This is a genomic window from Acidovorax sp. LjRoot204 (assembly GCF_056175785.1).
This window is the reverse complement of sequence record NZ_JBGFFF010000003.1, coordinates 1-19,216: the sequence shown is the minus strand read 5'-3', so window position 1 is coordinate 19,216 and position 19,216 is coordinate 1. Positions and strand designations below refer to the sequence as shown.

Here is a 19,216-nt window from a genome sequence, read left to right as displayed (position 1 = left end):
GTGTCAGCTGCCCGCCACCACGTCCCGCGCCGCAAAACGCACGCTGAAGCGTGCGCCGGGCGGAGTCTGGCCAGGGCGTGCGTCTTCGAGCGTGACCTCGGCATCGTGCTTGCTGGCAATCTCGAGCACGATGGGCAGGCCCAGGCCGGAGCCGTCGGCCTCGCTGCCCAGGGCGCGGTAGAACGGCTGGAACACCAGCTCGCGCTCGGCCTCGGGCACGCCGGGGCCGGAGTCCTCGACCTGCAGCAGCAGCACATGGCCGAAGGTGTCGGCCAGCACGCGGGCAGTGACCACGCCGGGCTTGTCGGGCGTGGAGGGCGTGTAGTTGATGGCGTTGTCCACCAGGTTGCGCACCAGCTCCTTGAGCAGTGTGGGGTTGCCGTCGATCAGCACGCCCGGCGATCCAGGCTCGGCGCCGTCGTAGCCCAGGTCGATGTGCTTGTCGAGCGCACGGGGCACCGAGTCGCGCACCACCTCGATCACCAGGCGCGCCAGGTCGCAGGGCTGGCGGGCAATGCCCACGCCGCTGCCCTCGGCCCGCGCCAGCGCCAGCAGTTGGTTGACGGTGTGAGTGGCGCGGATGCTGGAGCGCCCGATCTGCTGCAGCGAGCGCTTGAGCTCTTCGGTGCTGGTGCCTTCGCGCTGTGCCAGGTCGGCCTGCATGCGCAGGCCCGCCAGCGGGGTCTTGAGCTGGTGGGCTGCATCGGCCAGAAAGCGCTTTTGCGTGGCCAGCGAATCGTTCAGCCGCGTGAGCAGGTCGTTGACGGACGACACCAGCGGCGCCACTTCGAGAGGCACGGTGCGGTCGTCCAGTGGCGAGAGGTCGTCGGGGTTGCGCGCGCGGATGCGCTGCTCCAGCTGGTTGAGCGGCTGGATGCCCCGCGCCAGCGCCAGCCACACCAGCAGCACGGCCAGCGGCAGGATGACGAACTGCGGCAGCATCACGCCCTTGATGATTTCGGTGGCCAGCACGCTGCGTTTTTCGCGCGTCTCGGCCACCTGGACCAGCGCCACCGGCGTGTCTTTCAGCGGCAGGCGCACCCAGATGTAGGCCACGCGGATGTCGATGCCGCGCATCTCGGCATCGCGCAGCCGCACCTCGCCCGACAGGGGCACCTCGTCGCTCGGGGGCTCGGGCAGTTCGCGCTCGCCCGAGAGGAACTCGCCGCCCGGGCCGATGACCTGGTAGTACACGATGTCGGAGTCGTCGGCGCGCAGGATCTCGCTGGCGGGCTGGGGCAGGTTGAACTGGGCCTTGTCGCCCACCACGCTCACCAGTTGGGCGAGGGCGTGGGCGTTGTACTCCAGCGCCCGGTCAAACGGCTTGTTGGCCAGGCCCTGCGCCACCAGCCAGGTCAGCGCCAGGCTCACAGGCCACAGCAGCAGCAGCGGCGTGAGCATCCAGTCCAGGATTTCGCCAAACAGGGAGCGCTGCTCGCGCTGGAAGATCTTCACAGCGGCCGCCGTGGCATTTTTGAAGCCAAAACACCCGATAGCGCCAGATTCATATGCACAAGCTGCTATCGTTTTGATAGTTAATTGGGGATCTTCTCAAGGCAGTAGCCCAGGCCGCGCACGGTGGCGATGCGGATGGGCCCGCCTTCGATCTTCTTGCGCAAGCGGTGGATGTAGACCTCGATGGCGTTGTTGCTCACCTCCTCGCCCCACTCGCACAGGCGCTCCACCAGCTGCTCCTTGCTCACCAGGCGGCCGGCGCGCTGCAGCAGCACTTCCAGCAGGCCCAGTTCGCGGGCGGACAGCTCGATCATCTTGCCGTCGATGGTGGCCACGCGGCCGGCCTGGTCGTACACCAGCGGGCCGTGCTTGATGGCGCTGCTGGTGCCGCCCATGCCCCGGCGCGTGAGGGCACGCACGCGGGCTTCGAGCTCTTGCAGGCTGAAGGGCTTGGCCATGTAGTCGTCGGCGCCAAAGTCCAGGCCCTTCACGCGTTCTTCCACGCTGTCTGCGGCGGTGAGGATGAGCACCGGCAGGGCGGAGCCCCGGCCGCGCAGCTTTTTCAGCACCTCCAGCCCATGCATCTTGGGCAGGCCCAGGTCCAGGATGAGCAGGTCGAACTCGTTGTTGGTCATGAGCGCCGCGTCGGCCTCGCTGCCGCTGGCGACATGGTCCACCACGGCGCCCGAGGCACGCAGCGTGCGCAGCAGGCCATCGGCCAGCACCTGGTCGTCTTCGGCAATGAGGATGCGCATGCGGACTGTCTCCTTGGGTGGTGCGGCCCGTGGGCGGGCCTGTGTCGTCATTGTCTGCCTGTGCGAGGATTTTAGGCGCCAGCTCCCTGTCCGGCGCCTTTGGCTGGCTGCAAGCTTGGGACACGGAAAATGGCGGCCATGCACATCCTGCTCATCGAAGACGATCTGGACCTGGGCCAGGCCCTGCTGCAAGCCCTGCAGCAGGGCGGCTTCACGGTGCAATGGCTGCGCAGCGTGGCCGCCACGCCGCCCCTGCCCGACGCCAACGAGGTCGCCGCCGTGCTGCTGGACCTGACCCTGCCCGACGGCCAGGGCATGGCGTTGCTGCGTCGCTGGCGCCGCGCGGGCCTCAGCCTGCCGGTGATCGTGATCACAGCCCGCACCGCCTTGCAGGACCGGCTTGACGGCCTGGACGGCGGTGCCGACGACTACGTGCTCAAGCCCTTCGATGTGCCCGAGCTGCTGTCGCGCTTGCACGCCGTGCTGCGGCGCAGTGCCCGCCAGGCCAGCGAGGAGTGGACGCTGGGCGCGCTGCGCGTGGCGCCCCGGCGGCACGAGGCCTGGCTGGGCGACGAGCCCCTGGCGCTGTCACCGCGCGAGTTCCGGCTGCTGGTGGAGCTGGCGCGCGAACCCGGCAAGGTGGTGGCCAAGAACGTGCTTGCCCAGCGGCTCGAACCCCTGGGCGACGCGCTGGACGCCGCCACACTGGAGGTGCATATCTCCAACCTGCGCAAGAAGATCGGCGCAGAGCGCGTGGTCACGGTGCGTGGCGTGGGCTACCGGCTGCAGCCATGACACCACCTACCGAAACCCCCGCGCCCCCACGCGGCTGGTGGGGCCCGAGCCTCATGCGCCGCACCCTGCTGGCGCTGCTCGCGGCCATGGCGTTGGTGTGGCTGGTGCTGCTGGGCCAGGCGGCCATCACCCACTACCGCGCCATGGACACCAACCCCGGCGTGCGCCAGCTCGCGCAGGGGCTGGCAGGGGCGCTGGCCACGCTGGAGCAACCCGCCGAGGCCCGCGCGCTGGTGCACGGCATGGCCCACACCCTCAACGCCATGCGCGCCGATGTGGACCTGCTGCAGGGCACCTCGGTGCTGCTGCAGCTGCAGGACCGCACAGGCCAGCTTCTGCATAGCAGCACGGCCGGTGTGCGCGCGGTGGTGCTGGCAGGCGACGCGGGCCATGCCGCGATGGACGTGGCCGGCACACCCCATTGGGTGGCCTGGGAAAGCACGGGCCCCTGGCGCGTGGTGGTGGCCGAGCCCCGCCTGGCCGATGCGCGGCTGCTGGGCTTCATGGGCGAAGACCTGGCGGCCTCGGTGCTGCTGGCGCTGCCGCTGGTGGGCCTGCCGCTGTGGCTGGCCGTGCGCACCGGGCTGCGCCCGCTGGCGCGGCTGGATGCCCAGATCGCCGCGCGCTCGGCCAACGACCTGCGGCCGCTGCAGCACCTTCCGCCCCAGCGCGAGCTGCACGGCCTGGCCCAGTCGTTCGACCAGTTGCTGGCCCGCCTGCGGGCCCACCTGGCGCGCGAAAAGGCCCTGGTGCACGACGCGGCCCACGAACTGCGCACGCCCATGGCCGTCATCGCCACCCAGGCCCATGTGCTGGCGCAAGCCCCCGAAGGCCCCGCACGCGCGCAAGCCAGCGAGGCGCTGACGCGCGCCGTGCAGCGCGCCGCGCACCTGAGCGAACAGCTGCTCACGCTGGCGGCACTGGAGGAGGCCCCCGCGCAGCACCCCACCGCGCCACAGGACCTGATGGCGCTGCTGCAGGACTGCCTGGCCGAGCGCGCGGGCTGGGCTGAGGGCCTGGGCGTGGAGCTGTCGCTCGACGGGCCGGACACCCTGAAGCTGCCGTTGGACCGCCAGCTGCTCTGGTCCGCCCTGGGCAATGTGCTGGACAACGCGCTCAAGCACGGCTGCGGCCCGGGCGCGGGGCGCGAGGTGCAGTTGCGGGTGCGGCAGGAGGGCGGCGACGTGGTGGTCTGGATTGCCGACGACGGCCCGGGCATAGCGGCCGGTGAGCAGGACCGGGTGTTCGAGCGTTTCTGGCGCTCGCCACGCGCGCGCAGCAGCGGATCGGGCCTGGGGCTCACCATTGCGCAGCAGGCCATCGGCCACCTGGGCGGGCAGGTCCGCCTGGGGCCGGGGCTGTACGGACGGGGCGTAGGCTTCACGCTGCGCTGGCCGGTGGCGGGCTGACAATCCGCACCCGGCAGCTCCACGCCCAGCGCAGATCTTTGGGTTCGCCCAAGGTTCGCGTTTCAACAATCCCGGCATCTTCTTCACTTCACGAGATGCCATGAACCCTACCCACCTTGTTACCCCTTCCACGGCGCGCAGCGCCCCCCTTCTCTCGCGGCGCCACTGGCTGGCCGCCGCAGGCCTGTCCACGCTAGGCGGCGTGCTCACCGCCTGCGGCGGTGGCGACGACGACGGTCCCCGCGAAGCCCACAAGCGGGTGCAGACCCTGGCCCAAGCGCTGGTGAAGCAGGGTGTGGTGGGCGCTGCCGCCGGGTGGGCGGACCCGCGCCAGGTCCGCACAGCCGTCGCGGGGCTGCGCCGCCTGGGTGGCAATGCGCCCCTGGCCACCGGCGACCTGATGGCCATCGGCTCCAACAGCAAGGCCATGACGGCCTGCGCGGCCGCGAGCGTGGTGGACCAGGGCCTGCTGCGCTGGGACAGCACGCTGGCCCAGACCTTGCCCGAGCTGGCGCAGAGCGCCCTGCCCGCCTATCAGCAGATCACGCTGCGCGACCTGCTGGACCATCGCGCCGGGGTGATGGGTTTTTCAGCCATCGAAGACGTGGACCTGTTCGTGAATGCAGTGGGCCCTGAGGTGCTGGCGCGCTTGCAGCAACCTGCGGAGGCAGAGGCGTTCTTCCTGCAGTGGCTGCTGCGCCAGCCGCCCGTTCGCGGCACGGGCGCAGACCCGGGCTTTGCCTACTCCAACGCAGGCTATGCGCTGGCGGCCCGCATGCTGCGCGCGGCCACGGGCCTGGGGTGGGCGGATCTGCTGCGCCAGCGCGTGGCCCAGCCCCTGGGCCTTTCGCTCTTTGTGGGAGAACCGATGCGTGCCGGTAGCCAGCAGCCCGCCGGGCATGAAATCCTGGACGGGCGGCTGCAGCCCCTGCCCCTGGCCGAGGCGCCGGAACGTGTGTGGCTGGAGGTCCTGGACCCGGCAGGCGCCGTGAGCCTGACGGTGGAGGAGGACGCGCGGTGGCTGCAGTGGCACCTGCAGGCATTGCGCGGCGACGCCACCCCCTTGCCCCGCAGCTATGTGAAGGGCCTGCAGGACCTGGGGCATGCCCCCGCAGGCCGCTATGGCCTGGGTTGGCTGGTGCATGCGGTGCACGGCACGGGCTGGTTGCTGCACAACGGGCAGGACGCGGGCTTTCAGGCGCTGTCGGTGGTCGCACTCGATGGTTCGCGCGCGGGCCTGGCCCACAGCAATATCGCCACGGCGGACAGCATGGGCCTGCTCTACGAAGGGGTCTCCACGCTGGTGGCCTGAGCCCGCCGGGCCTGCGTCGGGTGCTCAGCGCTGATCGTGTGCCAGCAGCCTCTGCACCAGGGTCTTGAGGTCCGCCTGCAGCCGCGCCATGCCCTCAGGCATCTGGGCGAGCGTCTGCTCGTCCATGTAGAGCTTGCGGTTGATCTCGACCTGGATGCTGTGGCGGTGCTGCGCGGGGTTGCCGTAGCGGCGCACCAGCTCCACGCCCTTGTAGGGGTGGTTGTATTCGACGCTATAGCCGCATGCGCGCAGGTGCTCGCAGATCAGTGCCGACAGCGCCGGGCTGGCGGTGGTGCCATCGCGGTCGCCCACCACAAAGTCGGCATGCTCCAGCCCCGGAAACTCGGTGGCAAAGCGCCCGGCCACGGCGGGCATGGAGTGGCAGTTGAGGTGGATGCTGTAGCCGTGGCGCGCATGGGCGGCATCGATGGCCTGGGCCACGGCGGCGTGGTACGGGCGCCAGCAGCGGTCGATGCGCGCACGCACCTCGGCCACGGTGAGCTGGCGCTGGTAGATGGGTTCGCCCTGGTCGGTGAACTTCCAGATCAGCCCCTTGCCCAGGCGCACCTTGCTGAGCACCTTGGGATCGGTGGAGATGGGGTCGGGCCAGTCGCCGTCGAGCAGGCTGGTGTCCAGCTCGGTCGTGTCGCGGTTGGCGTCCAGGTAGATGCGGGGGAAGTGGGCCTCGACCCAGGCCACGCCGAGCGCGGGGGCAAAGGCGTAGATCTTTTCGACGTGCGTGTCTTCGGCCCGGCGCAGCGTGGCGAGGTCTAGGGCGGAACCAAAGTCGTCGGGGTACCGGGTGCCGCTGTGGGGGGAGTCGAGCACCAGCGGTGTGCTGCCGGGCACCGCAGTGACGGTGGCGGGTTGTGTGGCAAGCCCCGGCGAGCCGGTGACGCCGGGCTGGGCCTGCTGGAAGCGGTGGTGGATCAGTTTCAAGGCTGCATGCATAGGCAGAGTGTGCGCAAAGGAGGGCGGCTGGCCTAGCCGCCCAGACCGGGATGTGACTATGGTTATCCCTGAGACCTTGAGCAGGCCCGGGAAGCAGGCGTGCCTGCGTTGTCTCACCATCCCAGCTGTGGCCGTCCCCGGGGCCCAGGGCCCGGGGAAATCAGGTCAGTCGAGCACCACCTTGGCGTAGGCCGCCACGCGCTTCATTTTGTCGATCTCGCTGGCGATCTGGGCCGTGAATTCCTTGGGTGTGGTGCCCGAGGGGTAGAGGCCCTGTCCCGCCAGGCGCTCGCGCACGGCGGGCTCCTTCAGGGCCTGGGCGACGGCTTGCTGGATGCGCTCTGCCGCCGCCGGGGGCGTGCCCGCAGGGGCCACCAGGCCAAACCATGAAGGCTCGTTGGCCTGCTTGTAGCCCAGTTCGGCGTAGGTGGGCACATCGGGCAACACATCCAGCCGCTCGGGCCACGACACCGCCAGCGCCTTGAGCTTGCCCGATTTGACGTGCGGGAGCGACGAAGCCACCTGGTCAAAGTACACCGCCACCTGGCCCGCCAGCACGTCGTTGATGGCCGGACCTGCACCACGGTAGGGGATGTGCACCATGGAGGTGCCGGTGCTGCTCTTGAACAGCTCGCCCCACATGTGGCCGATGGTGCCGTTGCCGGGGGTGGCGTAGGACACCTTGCCGGGGTTGGCCTTGAGGTACTTCACCAGCTCCGCAAAGTCCTTGACGGGCACCACGGCCGGGTTGATCACGATGACGCCCGGGGCCTTGACGATCTCGGTCACGCCGATGAAGTCCTTGGTCGGGTGGTAGGGCAGCTTGGTGTACACGGCGGGGTTCACGCCATGGGTGGACAGCGTGGCCACGCCCAGGGTGAGGCCGTCTGCTGGCGCGCGGGCGACTTCGGCCATGCCGATGGAGCCGCCTGCGCCGCCCCGGTTTTCCAGCACCACGGGCTGCTTGAGGATGCGCGCCAGCGACTCTTGCAGGCTGCGGGCCGTGATGTCCGTGGCGCCCCCGGGCGGGAACGGAACGATGATGCGCAGGGGCTTGCCCTCTTGCGCCAAAGACATTCCGGGAGCGAAAGATACGGCGGCCAGTGCTGAGAGCAGGTGACGGCGTTGCATGGGCGTTTCTCCTATGGGTTGCATTGAGGTTAAAGGATTCAATGCGCTCTACCAAGCAATGGATATGCCTGATAACATTCCTATTTGGAATGATTTGATTACTTACTATGTCATCCCTTCGCCGCCTCTCGCCACCCGTTCACCTGCTGCGGGCTTTTTCCACGGTGACGCGGTTCGGCGGGGTGTCCCGCGCGGCCGAGGCCCTGCACCTCACCCAAAGCGCGGTCAGCAAACAGGTCAAGGAACTGGAGACCTGGGTGGGCGTGCCGCTGTTCGAACGCAGCCGCAAGCGCCTGGCGCTCACCCCCGCCGGCGAGCGCTACGAAAAGGCGGTGCGTGGCGTGCTGGCGCAGCTGGAGGCCGCCACGCTGGAGCTGATCACCAGCGATGACGGTGGCGGGGCGCTGCACCTGTCCAGCCTGCCCACGTTTGCGGCCAAATGGCTCATCCCACGCCTGCCGCAGTTCCAGCAGCAGCACCCGCAAATCACGCTGCACTTTGTGCCCTATGTGCACAGCTACGACTTCACCCGCCCCGAGCTGGACTGCGCCATCCTGTTCGGCGACGGCCACTGGCCCGGCGCGCACGCCCATCACATCACGGGCAACGAGGTGGCGCTGATCGCCCCCCGCACCAAGGTGGCCGACTGGCCCATCCACACCCCGCGCGATGTGGCCCGCTACACGCTTCTGCGCCACGTGACCGTGCCCGAGGCGTGGTTGCGCTGGAGCGAGACGCACGGGGTGGAGGGCCTCATCGACCCGCTGGCCGGGCCGCAGTTCGACCAGTTCCAGACCATGATCCGCGCCGTGATGGCGGGCATGGGACTGGCGCTGGTGCCGCGTTGCCTGGTGCAGGATGAAATCACGGCAGGCCTGGTGCGCGAGCCCCTGCCCGATGCCGACCTGCGCGGCGGTTACCGGAGTGATGTGGGCTACTGGTTCTGCTACCCCGAAGGCCGCACGCAGCTGCACGCGCTGCAGTGCTTCAGGGAATGGCTGCTGGCGTGCGCCGAGCCGATGGGGGCTCAGGCACCCGTATCGCCGCCCGCATAGGCCTCCAGCCCAATGGCCACCACGGTGGCCACGTCATGGCCCACCTCGGCGCGGAACTCCGCCTCGGCCTGCGCCACGGCGTCCCGGAACGCCTGCAGCCACGCCAGGCCGGTGGGCGTGAAGCACACGCGGCGCGCCCGCGCATCCAGCGGGTCGGCCTCGCGAGTGACCAGCCCCCATGCCTCGCACTGGTCCACCAGGTTGGCCATGGCCTGCTTGGTCATGCCCGCGCGCTGGGCCAGATCGGTCAACCGGTCGCCCTGCAAGGCCAGGTGCCGGGTGATGTGCACGTGTGCAGCCGTCACCTGGTCGCGTGCCGCCAGGTTGGACAGCGCCAGCGGCACCTCCACATTGCGCGCCATGAGCTGCAGCACCCGAGCGTCGAAGCGGCGCAGGGCGCTGCCCATCAGGCGGCCCAGGTGGGTCTGGCGCCAGCGGTCGTCAGGTCCCGGGGCGGGCGTGGCAAGGGGGGCGGCTGGAGAAAAATCGGCCATGCGATATTGTCAGGCAAACTGACTAAAAATCGCTTTATCTGGATTTCATTGCTCGCATAAACTACTGTTCAAGCATCCAGCCTGTGATTAACCGCAGAGCGATGCAAGCATCCAACCTGTTGTTTTTCAAGGAGTTTCTCATGGACGTCGCAGTCAAAGGCACCAACCCCGCATTGCCCGTGAACACGGAAAAGGCCAAGGCCCTGGCCGCCGCGCTCGCCCAGATCGAGAAGCAATTCGGCAAGGGCACGATCATGCGCCTGGGTGAAGGCGAGGTGATCGAGGACATCCAGGTCGTCTCCACCGGCTCGCTGGGCCTCGATATCGCGCTGGGCGTGGGTGGCCTGCCCCGTGGCCGTGTGGTCGAAATCTATGGCCCGGAATCGTCGGGCAAGACCACGCTCACGCTGCAGGTGATTGCCGAAATGCAAAAGCAAGGCGGCACCTGCGCGTTTGTCGATGCAGAGCACGCCCTGGATGTGCAGTACGCCCAGAAGCTGGGTGTGCAGCTGTCCGACCTGCTGATCAGCCAGCCCGACACCGGCGAGCAGGCGCTGGAAATCGTGGACAGCCTGGTGCGCTCCGGCGCCGTGGACCTGATCGTGGTGGACTCGGTGGCTGCGCTCACGCCCAAGGCCGAAATCGAAGGCGAGATGGGCGACGCCCTGCCCGGTCTGCAAGCCCGCCTGATGAGCCAGGCGCTGCGCAAGCTCACCGCCACGATCAAGAAGACCAACTGCATGGTCATCTTCATCAACCAAATCCGTATGAAGATCGGCGTGATGTTCGGCTCGCCCGAAACGACGACCGGCGGCAATGCGCTCAAGTTCTACGCGTCGGTGCGCCTCGACATCCGTCGCACCGGCACGATCAAGAAGGGCGACGAAGCCATCGGCAACGAGACCAAGGTCAAGGTGGTCAAGAACAAGGTGAGCCCGCCCTTCAAGACGGCCGAGTTCGACATCCTGTTCGGTGAAGGCATCAGCCGCGAGGGCGAGATCATCGACATGGGCGTGACGGCCAAGATCGTGGAAAAGAGCGGTGCCTGGTACGCCTACAACGGCGAAAAGATCGGCCAGGGCCGTGACAACGCCCGCGAGTTTTTGCGCGAAAACCCCGACCTGGCCCGCGAGATCGAGAACAAGGTGCGCGAAGGCCTGGGCATTGCGCTGCTGCCTGGCGCACTGCAGGCCCCAGCAGCGGCTGCGGACGAGTGATTTCCGGTTTTTGAAGGCAAATAGCCTGCAGGTGCACATTTCATATGCGCTTGCAGCTATTAAAACTATAGCTTTGGATCAGTCATGGGATTCACTGCGCTCTCGCTCAAGGGCCGTGCGCTGCGGCTGCTGAGCCAGCGGGAGCATTCGCGCGCCGAGCTGCAACGCAAGCTCGCGCCGCATGTGCAGGAGGGCGAAGACCTGGGGGCTGTGCTGGACGACCTGCAGGCCAAGGACTTCATCAGCGAGGCCAGGGTGGTGGAGTCGGTGTTGCACCGGCGCGCAGAGCGTCTGGGTGCATCGCGCATCCGGCAGGAGCTGCAGTCCAAGGGGCTGGGGGCAGAGGCTGTGCAGCAAGCAGTGGCCCAGCTGCAGGGCAGCGAACTGGAGCGTGCCCGCGCGGTGTGGCGCCGCAAGTTTGGCGAGCCCGCCGCAGATCCGCAAACCCGCGCCAAGCAGATGCGGTTTTTGCTGGTGCGGGGGTTCTCAGGCGATGTGGCGCGGCGCGCGGTGCTGGGCGCCGATGCGTCTGACGAGGGCTGACCACAACGCCAACAAGCGGGGCATCGGCCCCGCTTCCTGATGCGCTCTGAGGTGTTTACACGCCCAGCATCAATTGCAGGTTCTGCACTGCAGCGCCACTCGCGCCCTTGCCCAGGTTGTCCAGGCGCGCGATGACCACGGCCTGCCGGTACTGCTCGTTGGCAAACACGCGCAGCTCCAGCTTGTTGGTGTCGGTCAGCGTGTCGGCGGCCAGCTTCAAATCGTCGGTGGGGGGCAGCACGCTGACCCATTGTTCTGGCGTGTTGGTGCGGCTGTAGTGGCTGGCCAGCACGTCGTGCAGGTCGCTTGCCTTGGGGGCTCCGGGCAGCAGGTCCAGGTGCAGCGGCAACTGCACCAGCATGCCCTGGCGGAAGTTGCCCACCGCAGGGATGAACACCGGGCGGCGTGTGAGCCCGGTGTAGCGCAAGATTTCGGGGATGTGCTTGTGCGACAGGCCCAGCGCATAGGCCTCATACGGCGCTGCGGTGCCCGCCTCGTAGGCTTCGATCATGGTGCGGCCGCCGCCGGAGTAGCCCGAGACCGAAGGCAGGCTCAAAGGGTAGTCCGCCGGGATCAGGCCTGCATCGACCAGCGGGCGCAGCATGGCAATCGCGCCCGTGGCGTAGCAGCCGGGATTGGAGACGCGGGTGGCGTCGCGCACCGCTTGTGTCTGTGCTGCCGCGAGTTCCGGAAACCCGTACACCCAACCATTGGCAGTGCGGTGCGCCGTGCTGGCATCGATCACCTTGACCTTGCGGCCCGAGCTGCGCTCGATCTCGTCCACCATCGCCACGGTGTCGCGCGCAGCGTCGTCGTGCAGGCACAGCACCACCAGATCCACCCCCGCGATCAGGTCGCGCTTGGCGGCCGGGTCTTTGCGCAGCTCAGGCGTAATGCTGACCAGCTCGATCTGCGGCATGGCCTGCAGGCGCTCGCGGATCTGCAGGCCTGTGGTACCGGCTTCGCCATCAATAAAGACTTTGGACATGGAGGTGCTCCTGCAAAAAGGTGGCAGCGTCTGCCGGATAGAAAAGGGGGGATGAGAAGGCTATCAGGCCAGCCCAGGGTGTAAGTCAGGCACAAGGATGGTGCGTTGCAGCATGATACAGTCGCGGGTTGCCATGTCCCAAGCCCGCGGCCAGACATCTGTTCATGGTAAACGGGTAACTACCACCCTTCCCTGAGAGAGACCTCATGAAGATTCACGAATACCAAGGCAAGGAAATCTTGCGCAATTTTGGTGTGCCCGTTCCGCGTGGCATTCCCGCATTCACGGTGCAAGAAGCCGTGGAAGCAGCCCAGAAGCTCGGCGGCCCCGTGTGGGTGGTCAAGGCCCAGATCCACGCCGGTGGCCGTGGCAAGGGCGGCGGCGTGAAGGTTGCCAAGACCATCGACGACGTGAAAGCACGCGCCAGCGAAATCCTGGGCATGCAGCTGGTCACCCACCAGACCGGCGCTGAGGGCCAGAAGGTCCGCCGTCTGTACATCGAAGACGGCGCCGACATCAAGAATGAGCTGTACGTCTCGCTGGTCACCGACCGCGCCACGCAGAAGGTCGCCCTGATCGCTTCGAGCGAAGGCGGCATGGACATCGAGGAAGTGGCCCACTCCACGCCCGAGAAGATCATCACCGAGATGATCGACCCGCTGACCGGCATCACTGAAGCGCAGAGCCGCAAGGTGGCAGCAGCCATCGGCCTGACCGGCGCTTCCATCGACCAAGCAGTAGACATCTTCGCCAAGATCTACAAGTGCTACATGGACACCGACGCGTCGCTGGTGGAAATCAACCCCCTGAACTGCGACTCCAAGGGCAACCTGATGGCCCTGGACGCGAAGTTCAACTTTGACGCCAACGCGCTGTTCCGCCACCCCGAAATCGTGGCCTTCCGTGATCTGGACGAAGAGGATCCAGCCGAAGTGGAAGCCTCCAAGTTCGACCTGGCCTACATCAGCCTCGATGGCAACATCGGCTGCCTGGTGAACGGCGCCGGCCTGGCCATGGCCACCATGGACACCATCAAGCTGTTCGGCGGCGAGCCGGCCAACTTCCTGGACGTGGGCGGCGGTGCTACCCCCGAGAAGGTGACTGAAGCCTTCAAGATCATGCTGAAGAACCCCAAGGTCGAAGGCATTCTGGTCAACATCTTCGGCGGCATCATGAAGTGCGACACCATCGCCACCGGCGTGATCACAGCTTGCAAGGCCGTGAACCTGAACGTGCCGCTGGTCGTGCGCATGAAGGGCACGAACGAAGAGCTCGGCAAGAAGATGCTGGCCGAGTCTGGCCTGCCCATCATTGCCGCAGACACCATGGCCGAAGCTGCGACCAAGATCGTTGCTGCCGTCAAGTAAGCCCGGAGAACACACATGTCGATCTACATCAACAAAGACACCAAGGTCATCACCCAGGGCATCACGGGCAAGACTGGCCAGTTCCACACCGAAAAGTGCCAGGAATACGCGAATGGCAAGAACTGCTTCGTGGCGGGCGTGAACCCCAAGAAGGCGGGCGAGTCGATCTTCAACATCCCGATCTACGCCTCCGTCAAGGAAGCCGCCCAGCAGACCGGTGCCACCGTGTCGGTGATCTATGTGCCGCCCGCAGGCGCCGCTGACGCGATCTGGGAAGCTGTCGAAGCCGACCTGGACATGGCCATCTGCATCACCGAAGGCATTCCCGTCAAGGACATGCTGATGGTGCGCAACAAGATGAAGGCCAAGGAAGCCGCTGGCGGCAAGAAGACGCTGCTGCTGGGCCCCAACTGCCCTGGCCTGATCACGCCTGACGAAATCAAGATCGGCATCATGCCCGGCCACATCCACCGCAAGGGCCGTATCGGCGTGGTGTCCCGCTCGGGCACGCTGACGTACGAAGCCGTGGCCATGCTGACCGAAGTCGGTCTGGGTCAATCGAGCGCCGTGGGCATTGGTGGCGACCCCATCAACGGCCTCAAGCACATCGACGTGATGAAGGCTTTCAACGACGATCCAGACACCGACGCCGTGATCATGATTGGCGAAATCGGCGGTCCGGACGAAGCCGAAGCCGCCCAGTGGTGCAAGGCCAACATGAAGAAGCCTATCGTGGGCTTCATCGCTGGCGTGACCGCCCCTCCCGGCAAGCGCATGGGCCACGCTGGCGCGCTGATCTCTGGCGGCGCCGATACGGCCGATGCCAAGCTGGCCATCATGGAAGAGTCGGGCTTCATCATCACCCGCAACCCTTCGGAACTGGGCAAGTTGCTCAAGGCCCAGCTGAAGTAAGCAGGCTGTCGCTGTCCCGTCCGTAAGCACAATTACGGACGCGGTGCGCGGCACAGACCGCTAGACTGGCGGCTCCTACAAAAAGAGAAGCGCTCGGAACCCAGGTTCCGGGCGCTTCTTGCATTCATAACAGTGGAGTCAGTCATGGAGTTTCTGCAAAGCGCCGATTTTTGGATCGGCCTGGTGAAGATCGTCTGGATCAACATCATTCTTTCGGGCGATAACGCGGTGGTCATCGCGCTGGCAGCCCGGTCCCTTCCCCCCCATCAGCAAAAGAAAGCCGTGTTCTGGGGCTCTGGCGCTGCCGTGGTCTTGCGGATTTTGCTGACCGTTGTGGCTGCCAAGCTGCTAGAGCTGTCGTTCCTGCAGATCGTGGGCGGTTGTCTGCTGCTGTGGATCGGCTTTCAGCTGCTCAGCGACGATGAGGAGGACGAGGGCGAGTCCAAAACCTATGGCAGCCTGATGGCCGCCGTCCGCACCATCCTCATCGCCGACTTGGTGATGAGCCTGGACAACGTGATCGCTGTGGCGGCTGCGGCCCAGGGCAACGTGGTGCTGCTGGTGTTGGGCTTGGCCATCAGTATCCCGCTGGTGATTTTCGGCAGCACCCTCATGATCAAGCTCATGGAGCGTTTCCCTGTCATCGTGGTGCTCGGCGCCGCGCTGATCGGCTGGGTGGGTGGAGAAACCATCGCCAGCGATGCCATCTTGCATGACTACGCAGTGGCGCACCCAGCGTTGCATTATGTAGCGGCCGCACTGGGCGCCGCGCTGGTGGTGGGCGTGGGCAAGTTCTGGCGCAAGGGATCCAACAGCGCATCCGCGACCTGAGGGTTGCAACCCGGGGGCTCGCACGGAGGTGCAACCCCTCTTTGAGGCCCGCGAGTGACAAAAATGGCATGGCGCTGGCGTCCCATCCCGGGGTTGCGTGACAAGAACGGCACGCAACTCCACCCTCGCTGCCCATTCGCTCCAAATCTCCTCTTATCAACGTCCTAAGGCCCTTGGACTGCATGGGCGCAGTTATTGCTTCAAACCCACTCAATACTGAGTGGAATAACAGCAAGTGGGACGAAAAACCTCGGCGCGGCGGATGGATGGATGGCGTACCGATGGCTTTTGGGGCGGATTGGTGGCACTGGCCGTAGCGGGCCTGTGTGCGGTCACGGGTGCATCGTTGTCACTCGAACACAAGCTCTACGACGCCGCCATCCGCACCTCGTCCCCCGCCCCGTTGGCCGACGTGGTGATTGTGGGCATCGACGATGCCAGCTTGGCCGCTCTGGGGCCATGGCCCTGGTCGCGTGACATCCACGCGCGCCTGGTCGATCGCCTATCAGCGGCTGGCGCCCAAACCGTTGTTTACACCCCCCCGCTCACACAGCCCCAGAACGACAGGGGCCTGGGTTACGTGAGGAAAATCCGCGAAACCCTTGCCGTTGCGCCTGAGGGAACCGCACTGACGGCCGAGCTCGGCCGTGTGGTGGGTGAGGCAGAAGCTGTACTCGACGGCGATGCGCTTCTGGCAGCCGCCATGCAGCGGGCGGGCAACGTACTCCTGGCTTCGCGTTATGAAAGTGGCGGGGCTGCTGCGCCCCTGCCATCGTACGTGCGTCGCAGCACGTTGCCCGACCCGGGTGCTGCTGCAACCCCGATGCAGTCGGCGCAGCACCCCATCCCGTCGTTGGGCGCGGTGGCGGCTGGGGTGGGGCACTTGTATGCAGAGGCTGACCTGGATGGGCGTGTGCGCCAGGTTCCACTGCTTCTTCGCTACGACAGCGTGGGGGTGCCGTCCTTGGCGTTGCTGGCGGCGCAACACAGCCTGCATCTGGGGTTGGGTGATATCCGCGTGGTCGATGCGCCTGCGGGGCTGCGGCTCGGAGGGCTGAACGTTGCCACCAATGCAGGCGCCGTGCTGCGTCCCCGCTGGCAAGTGGCTGGCGATGGAGCGGGCACCTTCCGTATTCTGTCGGCTGCCAGCGTGCTCGATGGAACCGTCGCCGCCGGTAGCTTGCAGGGCAAGATCGTGTTGGTGGGCGAAATGACGGAGAAGCTGGGCGCCCCAGCGGCGCAGCTGGGGGAGCATGCTGCCTATCCGGTGGAGGTTTTGGCGCAAACCTTGTCATCCATTCGCCTCGGGCTGGGCGTGATAGAGCCAGGCTGGGCTAGTCCGGTCGCTTGGCTGGTGTTGGCGCTGGGGGGGGTGTATCTGGTGCTGTTGGCGCCGCGTTTGGCGCGCCCCGTCGGGATGGGGGTCGGTGCGGCGCTCGCGCTCACCGTTGTCATCGCCCAATGGACCCTTTTGCGCTATGGGGGGTTGTGGGTTCCGTTGTTGCTGCCAGTGCTGGCTGTATTGGCTGGTAGCACCGTGGTGGTGCTTTTGCACCGTGGCCGGCTGAGTGACGCCTCCGGACGTTCCGCAGAAGCCGCCGAGGCGGACCGCATGATGGGCTTGGCCCTGCAGGGCCAGGGACAACTGGATATGGCCTTTGAGCGCCTGCGCAAGGTACCTGCCAGCGACGCGCTTCTGGACAATCTCTACCATCTGGCGGAGGATTTCGAGCGCAAGCGCCACTTCGGCAAGGCGCAGACGGTCTACGAACATATCCTGCGCCATGACTGGCACTACAAGGACGCCCGCAGCCGCTACAAGCGTGCCAAGGCTCAGGCACAAGGTGGCGCGCAAGCTCCGCAGGGCGCCACAGACTCTTTGCCGGGTGCCGGCGCTGCAGCGCCCCGCCTGCCAGGCGATGCGAGTGTCGGCGTGCCCATGTTGGGGCGCTACCAGATTGATCGTGAAATTGGCAAAGGCGCCATGGGAGTGGTGTATCTGGGGCGCGATCCAAAGATCGGCCGCGTCGTAGCCATCAAGACGCTGGCCTTGGGGCAGGAGTTCGAAGGTGACGCCCTGATCGATGCGCGCGCACGGTTTTTCCGAGAAGCCGAAACTGCAGGCCGATTACAGCATCCGAACATCGTCACTATTTTTGATGCCGGTGAGGAGCATGACTTGGCCTATATCGCCATGGAGTTCCTCAAGGGTCAGGACCTGACCCATTTCTGTGGCCAGGACCGGCTGCTGCCGGTCCCCACCGTGCTCTCCATTGCAGCCAGGGTGGCCGATGCGCTGGACTATGCCCATGCCCACAATGTGGTCCACCGCGATATCAAGCCCGCCAACATCATGTTTGACAGTGGCACAGACGCGGTCAAAGTGACGGACTTCGGTATTGCGCGCATCACGGATTCGAGCAAGACCCGTACGGGGCTGGTTCTGGGGACGCCCAGCTTCATGTCTCCGGAGCAACTGGCGGGAAAGAAAGTCGATGGGCGCTCCGACCTTTATTCGCTGGGCATCACCCTCTTCCAGTTGTTGACGGGTACGCTGCCGCTGCGGGGCGCTTCCATGACCGAGCTGATGCACAAGATCGCGAGCGTGGAGGCTCCCGATGTGCGCCAGCTGCGCCCCGAACTCTCAGCCGCGGTGGCCAGGGTGGTGGCGCTGTCGTTGCAAAAGCGGCCAGAGGCGCGTTATCAGACCGGGCGGCAGTTCGCGGCGGATCTGCGGCAGGCCATGGCCGGCGATGCCCGCTTCAGCCCTGAACCAGTCGTCTATGATGCGGACCGCGATGCAACAGGGCAAGAAATGGCGGATTTTCAGGAAACCGTGATGGAGCCCCCCGCTGTGCGGGGTGCGGCAGCCCCGCCGATTTCGGGCGCCCCATGACGCACGCCTCCACATCCATGACCTACGAATTCACTGCGCGGACCGACAAGGGCCGCGTGCGTTCCAACAACGAAGACGCGGTAGCCGTCGACCGCGATGCGCAGGTCGCGATATTGGCCGATGGCATGGGCGGCTACAACGCGGGCGAAGTGGCCAGTGGCATGGCCACCACCTTTATCCGTACCGAAATGGCCCGCTGGTTGGCCCAAGCCGGCGCGAGTCCTCAGTCCACGGACGTGCGCCGGGCGCTGGAAATCTGCGTGGAAAACGCCAATCACGCCATTCTGGGGGCGTCTCTCTCCAATCCGCAGTACGCGGGCATGGGTACGACGCTGGTGGTTGCAGTGTTCCACGGCAGCCGCCTGATCTTGGGGCATATTGGCGATTCGCGCTGTTACCGTCTGCGTGATGGTGCTTTGCAGCAAATCACGCGCGACCATTCCTGGTTGCAGGAACAGGTCGATGCGGGGCTGCTGACGGCGCAGCAGGCGGCCATGTCTTCCAATCGCAATCTGGTGACTCGGGCCTTGGGTGTGGAGCCCAATGTGCTGATGGAAGTCAACGAGTTTCAGGTGGCGCCGAATGATCTGTTTCTACTCTGTTCCGATGGGCTCACCGACATGGTGTCCGATTCGGATCTGGCGGAGCTTGTGCGGGCGCCCATGCCTTTGGAGGAAAAAGCGACACTGCTCATTGACACCGCCAACGCCAACGGCGGTCGTGATAACGTGAGCGTGCTGCTGGTGCAGGCTGCCGCTGGGGGCAAGAAGCGTGGCCTCATGTCCCGATTGCTAGGGGCCTCTTGAACGGCCCGAACTACAACAATTCATCACATCAGGAGTGGATCATGCCGAGAATGATCGTTTCAATCGACGGCGTTGTCATCAAGGAAGTGCAGCTGACCAAGGAGCGGACCACGCTGGGCCGGCGCCCCTACAACGACATCGTGATCGACAACCTTGCGGTGAGCGGTGAGCATGCCGTGCTCCACATGGTGGGACAGGATGTGGAGATTGAAGACCTGGGCAGCACCAACGGCACTTATGTGAACGCCAAGGCCGTCAAGCGCCAGGAGTTGCGCAATGGCGATACAGTGGAAGTGGGC

The 19,216-nt window shown here is 66.1% G+C and carries 18 protein-coding genes; 12 read left to right on the top strand and 6 right to left on the bottom strand.

All coding sequences use genetic code 11. The features are described 5' to 3' along the window. Positions 1-3: 3 nt before the first annotated feature. The gene (locus AC04MI_RS01045; RefSeq protein ID WP_015016304.1) at positions 4-1,455 is read right to left on the bottom strand and encodes a sensor histidine kinase; all 1,452 of its coding nucleotides are present in this window, start codon (positions 1,453-1,455) and stop codon (positions 4-6) included. An 80-nt stretch (positions 1,456-1,535) separates the two neighbouring features. After that, positions 1,536-2,210, bottom strand: a complete 675-nt coding sequence (locus AC04MI_RS01040; protein WP_056056624.1) for a response regulator — start codon at positions 2,208-2,210, stop codon at positions 1,536-1,538. 138 nt (positions 2,211-2,348) lie between these two features. On the opposite strand from AC04MI_RS01040, the gene AC04MI_RS01035 reads away from it, so the two are divergent. From AC04MI_RS01035 to AC04MI_RS01025, 3 genes are all read left to right on the top strand, one after another. Next, positions 2,349-3,005 (top strand): response regulator, encoded by a 657-nt coding sequence (locus tag AC04MI_RS01035; RefSeq protein WP_436076748.1) that lies wholly within the window; start codon positions 2,349-2,351, stop codon positions 3,003-3,005. Continuing rightward, positions 3,002-4,414 carry a sensor histidine kinase gene (locus AC04MI_RS01030; RefSeq protein WP_436076749.1) on the top strand — a complete coding sequence of 471 codons (1,413 nt, stop codon included), beginning with the start codon at positions 3,002-3,004 and terminating at the stop codon, positions 4,412-4,414. The genes AC04MI_RS01035 and AC04MI_RS01030 overlap by 4 nt, the downstream gene beginning before the upstream one ends. A gap of 100 nt (positions 4,415-4,514) precedes the next feature. After that, entirely contained in the window at positions 4,515-5,726 is a 1,212-nt protein-coding gene (locus AC04MI_RS01025; RefSeq protein ID WP_436076750.1) for a serine hydrolase domain-containing protein, read from the top strand. 24 nt (positions 5,727-5,750) lie between these two features. Here AC04MI_RS01025 and AC04MI_RS01020 read toward each other — a convergent pair whose 3' ends face one another. Then, positions 5,751-6,677 carry an N-formylglutamate amidohydrolase gene (locus AC04MI_RS01020; protein ID WP_436076751.1) on the bottom strand — a complete coding sequence of 309 codons (927 nt, stop codon included), beginning with the start codon at positions 6,675-6,677 and terminating at the stop codon, positions 5,751-5,753. A gap of 165 nt (positions 6,678-6,842) precedes the next feature. Further along, on the bottom strand, positions 6,843-7,808 hold the full coding sequence (locus AC04MI_RS01015; protein WP_056057580.1) for a tripartite tricarboxylate transporter substrate binding protein BugE: 966 nt from the start codon (positions 7,806-7,808) through the stop codon (positions 6,843-6,845). Between the two features lie 107 nt (positions 7,809-7,915). Between AC04MI_RS01015 and AC04MI_RS01010 the strand changes: the two genes are divergently transcribed. After that, positions 7,916-8,863, top strand: a complete 948-nt coding sequence (locus AC04MI_RS01010) for a LysR substrate-binding domain-containing protein (RefSeq protein WP_056056616.1) — start codon at positions 7,916-7,918, stop codon at positions 8,861-8,863. Here AC04MI_RS01010 and AC04MI_RS01005 read toward each other — a convergent pair. Then, complete coding sequence (locus tag AC04MI_RS01005; RefSeq protein WP_056742807.1) at positions 8,836-9,357, bottom strand: MarR family winged helix-turn-helix transcriptional regulator; 522 nt, start codon at positions 9,355-9,357, stop codon at positions 8,836-8,838. The two genes, AC04MI_RS01010 and AC04MI_RS01005, sit on opposite strands and share 28 nt — an antisense overlap. Before the next feature lie 140 nt (positions 9,358-9,497). Between AC04MI_RS01005 and recA the strand changes: the two genes are divergently transcribed. Both recA and recX read left to right on the top strand, forming a co-directional pair. After that, positions 9,498-10,574, top strand: a complete 1,077-nt coding sequence (recA, locus tag AC04MI_RS01000; protein WP_056057577.1) for a recombinase RecA — start codon at positions 9,498-9,500, stop codon at positions 10,572-10,574. 84 nt (positions 10,575-10,658) lie between these two features. Beyond that, positions 10,659-11,117, top strand: coding sequence for a recombination regulator RecX (recX, locus tag AC04MI_RS00995; protein ID WP_436076752.1), 459 nt, complete (start codon positions 10,659-10,661; stop codon positions 11,115-11,117). Between the two features lie 55 nt (positions 11,118-11,172). Here the strand turns inward: recX and argC are convergent, their stop codons facing one another. Then, positions 11,173-12,105: an N-acetyl-gamma-glutamyl-phosphate reductase gene (gene argC / locus AC04MI_RS00990; protein ID WP_436076753.1), complete on the bottom strand. Its 933-nt coding sequence runs from the start codon at positions 12,103-12,105 to the stop codon at positions 11,173-11,175. A gap of 206 nt (positions 12,106-12,311) precedes the next feature. On the opposite strand from argC, the gene sucC reads away from it, so the two are divergent. The 6 genes from sucC to AC04MI_RS00960 form a co-directional block, all read left to right on the top strand. Beyond that, complete coding sequence (gene sucC, locus AC04MI_RS00985; RefSeq protein ID WP_121508197.1) at positions 12,312-13,472, top strand: ADP-forming succinate--CoA ligase subunit beta; 1,161 nt, start codon at positions 12,312-12,314, stop codon at positions 13,470-13,472. A gap of 15 nt (positions 13,473-13,487) precedes the next feature. Further along, positions 13,488-14,384 carry a succinate--CoA ligase subunit alpha gene (sucD, locus tag AC04MI_RS00980; protein ID WP_056056609.1) on the top strand — a complete coding sequence of 299 codons (897 nt, stop codon included), beginning with the start codon at positions 13,488-13,490 and terminating at the stop codon, positions 14,382-14,384. Between the two features lie 144 nt (positions 14,385-14,528). Then, positions 14,529-15,215: a TerC family protein gene (locus AC04MI_RS00975; protein WP_056056608.1), complete on the top strand. Its 687-nt coding sequence runs from the start codon at positions 14,529-14,531 to the stop codon at positions 15,213-15,215. Between the two features lie 262 nt (positions 15,216-15,477). Further along, complete coding sequence (locus AC04MI_RS00970; RefSeq protein WP_436076754.1) at positions 15,478-18,111, top strand: CHASE2 domain-containing serine/threonine-protein kinase; 2,634 nt, start codon at positions 15,478-15,480, stop codon at positions 18,109-18,111. 17 nt (positions 18,112-18,128) lie between these two features. Continuing rightward, positions 18,129-18,917: a Stp1/IreP family PP2C-type Ser/Thr phosphatase gene (locus AC04MI_RS00965; protein ID WP_116748326.1), complete on the top strand. Its 789-nt coding sequence runs from the start codon at positions 18,129-18,131 to the stop codon at positions 18,915-18,917. Between the two features lie 41 nt (positions 18,918-18,958). Next, a partial coding sequence (locus AC04MI_RS00960) for an FHA domain-containing protein (RefSeq protein ID WP_476496927.1) occupies positions 18,959-19,216 on the top strand: 258 nt, incomplete at its 3' end.